At 31.6% G+C, this 7,027-nt stretch carries 6 protein-coding genes; 2 read left to right on the top strand and 4 right to left on the bottom strand.

Annotated features, from left to right (window positions below; genetic code table 11):
* Window positions 1–634: 634 nt before the first annotated feature.
* From perR to bcp, 3 genes are all read right to left on the bottom strand, one after another.
* Window positions 635–1,087: a peroxide-responsive transcriptional repressor PerR gene (gene perR, locus JVV30_RS11550; RefSeq protein ID WP_053030348.1), complete on the bottom strand. Its 453-nt coding sequence runs from the start codon at window positions 1,085–1,087 to the stop codon at window positions 635–637.
* A 93-nt stretch (window positions 1,088–1,180) separates the two neighbouring features.
* Window positions 1,181–2,131 (bottom strand): NAD(P)-dependent oxidoreductase, encoded by a 951-nt coding sequence (locus tag JVV30_RS11545; RefSeq protein ID WP_070854215.1) that lies wholly within the window; start codon window positions 2,129–2,131, stop codon window positions 1,181–1,183.
* A gap of 4 nt (window positions 2,132–2,135) precedes the next feature.
* A complete protein-coding gene (gene bcp, locus JVV30_RS11540) occupies window positions 2,136–2,591 on the bottom strand; it encodes a thioredoxin-dependent thiol peroxidase (RefSeq protein WP_053030350.1) in 456 nt (151 codons plus the stop codon).
* A gap of 81 nt (window positions 2,592–2,672) precedes the next feature.
* On the opposite strand from bcp, the gene JVV30_RS11535 reads away from it, so the two are divergent.
* Complete coding sequence (locus tag JVV30_RS11535; protein WP_053030351.1) at window positions 2,673–3,962, top strand: glutamate-1-semialdehyde 2,1-aminomutase; 1,290 nt, start codon at window positions 2,673–2,675, stop codon at window positions 3,960–3,962.
* Between the two features lie 153 nt (window positions 3,963–4,115).
* Window positions 4,116–5,210 carry an FUSC family protein gene (locus JVV30_RS11530; protein WP_053030352.1) on the top strand — a complete coding sequence of 365 codons (1,095 nt, stop codon included), beginning with the start codon at window positions 4,116–4,118 and terminating at the stop codon, window positions 5,208–5,210.
* Between the two features lie 52 nt (window positions 5,211–5,262).
* Here the strand turns inward: JVV30_RS11530 and JVV30_RS11525 are convergent, their stop codons facing one another.
* On the bottom strand, window positions 5,263–6,999 hold the full coding sequence (locus JVV30_RS11525; protein ID WP_070854216.1) for an ABC transporter ATP-binding protein: 1,737 nt from the start codon (window positions 6,997–6,999) through the stop codon (window positions 5,263–5,265).
* Between the last annotated feature and the right edge of the window lie 28 nt (window positions 7,000–7,027).

Here is a 7,027-nt window from a genome sequence, read left to right as displayed (position 1 = left end):
AGTTTTCAATGTTCATTTAAAGCAATTACATTTATTAATTATACCAACAATCAATATCTAATGTCAAGAACTTTTTAAAATTTATTTTTAAATTTTTCTGTTCAAAACTTAATTGATTATTTCAACAAATAATATCTTATAATGTCTTGCTAAGTTTTTCAATAGTCAAAATTACACTTTCTTAACATTAAATTAATGATATTAATTTGCCGGAAAAGAAAGTTTACATTCGTTTTTGACGACTTTTATATAATATCAAGTTTAGAAATGAACGTCAATCATTTCTTCATAAGAATAATGACTAATTTTTCACATCTAATGTATTGTTTTGAATTAAGGGTATAATTTATGCATTTTATTGTTAATTTCATTTCGAATATTCAACTATAATGCCAATATTTCATTATATTTACTATATATTAAAGTCGCTACTTTGAAATTGCTACTACATATTAAGATCAATATAGGAAAGAGGCTGGGACATAATAAAATGTTCCAGCCTCTTTATCATTTAGGTAGTAGATAACTATTTTGAAAAGTGCTTATATAAAACTTTTATACTCCTAGTCATCTATACTAAGAGTAGACAACGGGTTTAATTCTTACTGACCTACTCCATTTAAACTTCTACTTATTATTCTTCTTTATCTTTGCATTCTTTACAGATACCATATATTTCCATACGGTGATGTGTTACGTCGAACTCTGTAATGTGTTGAGCAAGTTGTTCAACTTCATCAAGTTGTGGATAGTGGAAATCTACTATCTTGCCACATTTCTCACAGATAACGTGATAATGATTATGAGTATTAAAATCAAATCGACTTGATGCATCTCCATATGTTAATTCTTTAACTATGCCAATACTTTTAAACACTCTTAAATTATTATATATTGTCGCAACACTAATATTTGGAAAATCAGGTGAAAGTGCTTGATAAATTTCATCCGCCGTCGGATGTGAATGAGATGCAATAAGATAACGAATGATAGCTTGACGTTGTGGTGTAATTCTAACACCAGCTCTTCTAAGGGCTGCAATTGATTCTTCTAGTTCATGATCAATGGATTCTACTTCTGCACTCATTGTTTTCACCACTTTCTAATTAATAATAATTATTACTTGATATTAATATAACTGTTTAGAAAGTATAATGTCAATAAGTACGAACCTTTTCCTTTAATAACCATGATATAAATCGACTTTATTCTCAATTACATCATTCTTATTGAGAAAATAGTCTAAATTCTTCTTAAAAAGTTTCGTTGCATCTCGTTTAATGTTTTTATCGTTACCACTGATATGCGCAGTTAGCGTTACATTATCTAACTTGTATAGCGCATTGTCTGGTTTCAATGGTTCATTTTCAAATACATCAATATAAGCATGTCGAATTTGATTCTGTGATAAAGCCTTTATGAGTGTTTTTTCATTTACAACAGTTCCCCTACCTACATTAATAAATAAACATTCATCATTCATAAGCTCAAAATGTTTCTCTAATAATAAATGATACGTTTCATTAGTTTCAGGTAAGGTGTTAATAATGATATCAGCTTTATTTAGATGCTTTTCAAGTTCTTCTATTTTATAAATACAGTCAAATCCTTCTTTGGATTTACCTGACCTACTAATTCCAACTATAGTCATATTAAATGGCTTAAGTAATTTAACGGTCTGTTGAGCTAATGATCCTGTCCCTAATATTAAAACACGTTCTCCGCTCAATCGCTTGCCAGTTAGTCTAGAGTCGTATACTTTATTGATTTGATTAATGTATGATGTACGCATTTTCTTATAGTCATCAAGTATGAATGCAAGAACAAACTCTGAAACTTGTTTTGCTTGCACACCTCTACTATTGGTTAAAATAATGTTTCTTTTCTTAATTGTTTCTAAGGGTAAACTATTTACGCCTGTTGCATACCAAGAAATCCATTTTAAATTTGGGCACTCATTAATGAAGTTTGCATCTACCCCACCATCATAACCAATCAATATATTCAATTCTTCCTTTAATGTTTTAGGTATGTCTTCGGCTTTTTTGAAAAAGTAAAATTCTAATTCTGGATAGTCACTTTTAAGTACTGATTCTATTTCTCCAAGTCGCTTTAAACTAACTATTTTCATGTTTTCACCCCAAAATTCGATTTAATTCTTCCATTTGTGTTTTAACTTTAACTTTTTCAATCACATCAATGATGATTCCTTCTTCATCTATTATAAAAGTTGTTCGTACAATTCCCATGGATTCTTTACCGAATGACTTTTTCAATTGGTAAACACCAACTTTTTCAGATAATACATAATCTTCATCTACTAATAAGTCGAAATTAAGATTATGTTTAGCAATAAAGTTTTGATGTTTTTTCTTAGTATCTGCACTAACACCATAAACTTGAACATCTAATTCATTAAATCTATCTAAATTATCTCTAAAATCACATGCTTCAGTCGTACAAGTTGGCGTATTATCACGTGGATAAAAATATAAAATTGTTTTGCTTCCTTTTATTGTTTCGTTTGTAATACATTCTCCATTTTGATTCTCTAATTTGAATTCTGGAAATTTGTCACCTTTTTTAAACATCCTATCACCTATTTCTTAATCGTATTAATTATATGATACGATAGTAATGAATAATATTAAAATAAGAGAGGTTGAAATAAGATGAAATTCACTGAGAGTGAACGTCTGCAACAATTATCAAATGAATATATTTTAGGTGGCGTTAATTCACCATCACGTTCATATAAAGCGGTAGGTGGAGGTGCACCTGTAGTTATGCGCGAAGGTCATGGCGCATACTTATATGATGTAGATGGCAATAAATTTATTGATTATTTACAAGCTTATGGCCCAATTATTACTGGTCATGCGCACCCTCACATTACAAAAGCCATTCAAGATCAAGCAGCTAAAGGTGTATTGTATGGTACCCCAACAGAGTTAGAGATTGAATTCAGTAAAAAATTACGTGAAGCAATCCCATCACTTGAAAAAATACGATTCGTTAACTCTGGTACTGAAGCAGTAATGACAACAATACGTGTTGCACGTGCTTATACAAAGAGAGATAAAATTATTAAGTTTGCGGGCTCTTATCATGGTCACTCAGACTTAGTGTTAGTTGCTGCAGGAAGTGGCCCATCACAATTAGGCTCACCTGACTCAGCGGGTGTTCCCGAAAGTGTTGCAAAAGAAGTGATTACAGTTCCATTTAATGATATTGAATCATATAAAGAAGCTATGAAACACTGGGGAAATGAAGTTGCAGCAGTATTAGTAGAACCTATTGTTGGTAACTTTGGCATGGTAGAACCACAACCTGGTTTTTTAGAAGAAGTAAATAAAATCACACATGATTATGGTGCATTGGTGATTTATGACGAGGTTATTACAGCATTCCGTTTCCATTATGGTGCTGCACAAGACTTATTAAATGTATATCCTGATCTAACAGCTTTCGGAAAAATCATTGGCGGCGGACTTCCAATTGGAGGCTATGGTGGTCGACAAGATATTATGGAACATGTTGCACCTTTAGGTCCTGCATACCAAGCAGGTACAATGGCCGGCAACCCACTTTCTATGAGAGCTGGTATTGCATTATTGGAAGTATTAGAGCAAGAAGGCGTTTATGAAAGATTAGACAAATTAGGCAAAAGACTTGAAGATGGCTTATTAAAATTGATAGAGAAACATCATATCACCGCTACTATAAATCGTGTATACGGTTCATTGACGCTTTATTTTACTAATGAAACGATTACGCACTATGAACAAGTTGAAAATTCAGATGGCGAAGCATTTGCTAAATTCTTTAAATTAATGCTAAATCAAGGTATTAATTTAGCACCTTCTAAATTTGAGGCGTGGTTCTTAACTACAGAACACACTGAAGAAGATATTGATGAGACATTAAAAGCTGCTGATTATGCATTTAGTCAAATGAAATAATCAACTGATGGCCTACAATAAAGCTGTTCAAATGTGAAGAACAGTTTTATTGTAGTTTTTTTATTAGAAACAAAAACTTGTATCATTTCAGTCTTCAAGTGTATACTAGTTTAAAATATTATTATCAAAATTATATTTAAAGGAGCGTTATAGTTGAGGCTAGGAGCTCGTATACTAAAGACTGGTATTGCAATTATTCTCGCTTTGTTTATAGCTTCTTTCTTACCTGATAATGTCGGATTAAAATCTGTAGCGGGCATTAGTGCGATTGTTGCTATGCAACCTAATATATATCGTTCCATCAAAACGATTTCAGAACAGGCTACAGGTAATGTCATTGGTGCTTTATTAGCAGTCATCATGGTAACCATTTTCGGTAAAAATATTGTGATTATGGGCGTCACTGTTATTTTATTAATTGCTATTTTATATAAAATAAATTTAGCTCATGTTGCTACACTTGCAGGTGTCACTGCCCTCATTATAATGGGGCAACATACCGGATCATTCTATGTAACAGCCGCTTTTAGATTTATTCTAGTAATGATTGGTGTCGTAAGTGCTTCTGTAGTTAACTTAATATTTTTACCACCTAAATTTGAAACCAAGATATATCACAACTCGGTAAATATTGCTTCTGATATATTTATTTGGTTTAAGCTTGTATTAAATGACGCTTCTGACTATCATCAGATAAAAGAAGATGGAGAACAAATTGAATCACGTATTTCAAAACTTGAACAGATTTTTAATTATTACAATGAAGAGAAAGCACTAACTAGAAAAGCAGCCTTCCAACAAAATAGAAAGAAAATTTTATTTAAAGAAGTTGTAGGTACAACCAGACAAGCATATGAAGTGCTTAATCGAATGGCTAGATATCAGAATGATCTTCATAACTTAAATTACAATTTGATTTTTCAAATCAAATTAGAATTAGATTCTTTAACAGCGTATCATGAACAAATTCTAAAGAGTTTGTCGAAAAAGGCGCGATATAATGTAGAACATTTTGATAATCAAATCATGAATCCTCAAAAGAAAGACCTAATGGATGCTTTTCAACAACAATTAATTCAAAATCCTTACCAAGTCGACTATTCTTATTCTAATATTATGCAAATTATTGCCACAATTGAAGAATATCGTTATTATCTAGAACATTTAGATCGTTTAAGATTAAGTTTCTTCACGTATCATCGAAATGATACTGAAATAGATATAGCAGATGAAGATTTTGACTTATAATAATAAGCGTTCACTGAATCGATAAAGTTCAGTGAACGCTTATTTATTATTATTATAAATTTTGTATACTATAGAGATGCTCATAAGCACCTTTTTTATCTATTAATTCCTGATGTGTGCCTGTTTCAACGATTTGACCGTTTTGCATTACAATTATCTTATCCGCATGTGTAATCGTTGAGAGTCTATGTGCAACAATAAGTGTTGTTCTATCTTTACTAAGCACATCTAACGCTTCTTGAATAATCGCTTCACTCTCTAAATCTAAAGCTGATGTAGCTTCATCTAATATTAATATAGGCGGATTATTTAAAAAGATTCTTGCAATTGAAAGACGTTGTTTCTGTCCACCAGATAGTTTAACGCCACGTTCCCCTACTTCAGTATCGTAGCCGTCATGAAGATTCATAATAAAATCATGTGCATTGGCCATTTTAGCCGCTTCAATTATTTCTTCTTCAGTAGCATCTGGGCGTCCTAATAATATATTTTCTCTAACTGTGTCTGAAAAAAGAATATTATCTTGCTGTACTAAACCAATTTGATTTCTTAAACTACCGGTTAAAAAGTCTTTAACATTGTGATCATCGATTCGTATTTCACCTTCAGTTACATCGTAGAAGCGTGGTATCAAGTTAATTAAAGTTGATTTACCACCACCACTCATACCAACAAAAGCTACGGTATCTCCTTTGTTTATATTGAGATTGATATTTTTTAATATTGTTGATTCATTTTCATTATATTTGAAACTAACGTTTTTCAATTCTATATGACCTTGTTTAATTTCAATAGGCTGAGCACCAATACCATTTTTTATATCATAATCTTCATCCATTAACTGAAATACCCTATCCATTGACGCAAAACTTTGAGTTAATGTTGTAAATGAAGCAACTAGTCTTCTTAACGGTCCAAATAATTGTTCTAAATAGCCAACAAAAGCTGCAAGTGTACCAACAGTAATTGAACCATTGATTGCTAGATATGACCCAAAGCCAATAACAATTATAGGTCCTAAATCTGTAACTGTATTAATCGCCGCAAATGAGTATGCATTCCATGACGTATGTTGAAATGCACGGTTTAAGAAATGTTTATTTTTATGGTCGAAATTTTTAGCTTCATTATCCTCAATTGCAAAGCTTTTAATTACTGACATCCCTTGTACACGTTCATGTAGAAATCCTTGTACTTCAGCTAATGCTTGCGAACGTTTACGTGTCAATTTTCTTAAGCGTCCAAAGAAGAAATAGACAGTGAGAATATAGAATGGGAAAATAATGATCGCCGCGAAAGTTAACTTCACGTCTAGGAAGAACATAATAGATAGTGCAATGATGATTGTTATGCAATCTAGCCAAATGTTCATTAAACCAGTTAATATAAAGTCTTTCGTTTGCTCAACATCATTAATAACTCTCGATATAACTTGTCCAACTTGATTATTTGCATAAAATCTTGCACTTAGCGCTTGCAAATGATCATATAGACGTTTTCTAATATCATATAGAATTTTGTTACTCGTCCATTGTGCAAGATATTGTCGTAGATATTCTATTGGTGGTCTGACAATTAAGAAAATAAATAACGCTATGCCGATAGCTACACTTAAATGTTGAAACTTTTCATTCGTTGAAAGTGCACTATTATTAATAACGCCATCAATTGCATATTTGATAAGTAGAGGAATTAACATAGGAATGCCGAATTTGATAATCCCAATAATTATCGTAGCTATTATTCGATATTTGTATGGTTTAACAAATTCTAAATAGCGTCGTATCATACTACTCCCCCCTATGATGATCACAATT

This window comes from Staphylococcus sp. GDY8P47P (genome assembly GCF_016892225.1).
GTDB lineage: Bacteria > Bacillota > Bacilli > Staphylococcales > Staphylococcaceae > Staphylococcus > Staphylococcus borealis.
The sequence above is the reverse complement of the archived record's forward strand: the minus strand, read 5'-3'. Positions and strand labels throughout refer to the sequence as shown.

Bases quoted from the DNA above. Each gene is read 5' to 3' on its own strand.
- perR (WP_053030348.1), bottom strand. From the start codon at position 1,087: ATGAGTGCAGAAGTAGAATCCATTGATCATGAACTAGAAGAATCAATT.
- JVV30_RS11545 (WP_070854215.1), bottom strand. From the start codon at position 2,131: ATGAAAATAGTTAGTTTAAAGCGACTTGGAGAAATAGAATCAGTACTT.
- bcp (WP_053030350.1), bottom strand. From the start codon at position 2,591: ATGTTTAAAAAAGGTGACAAATTTCCAGAATTCAAATTAGAGAATCAA.
- JVV30_RS11535 (WP_053030351.1), top strand. From the start codon at position 2,673: ATGAAATTCACTGAGAGTGAACGTCTGCAACAATTATCAAATGAATAT.
- JVV30_RS11525 (WP_070854216.1), bottom strand. From the start codon at position 6,999: ATGATACGACGCTATTTAGAATTTGTTAAACCATACAAATATCGAATA.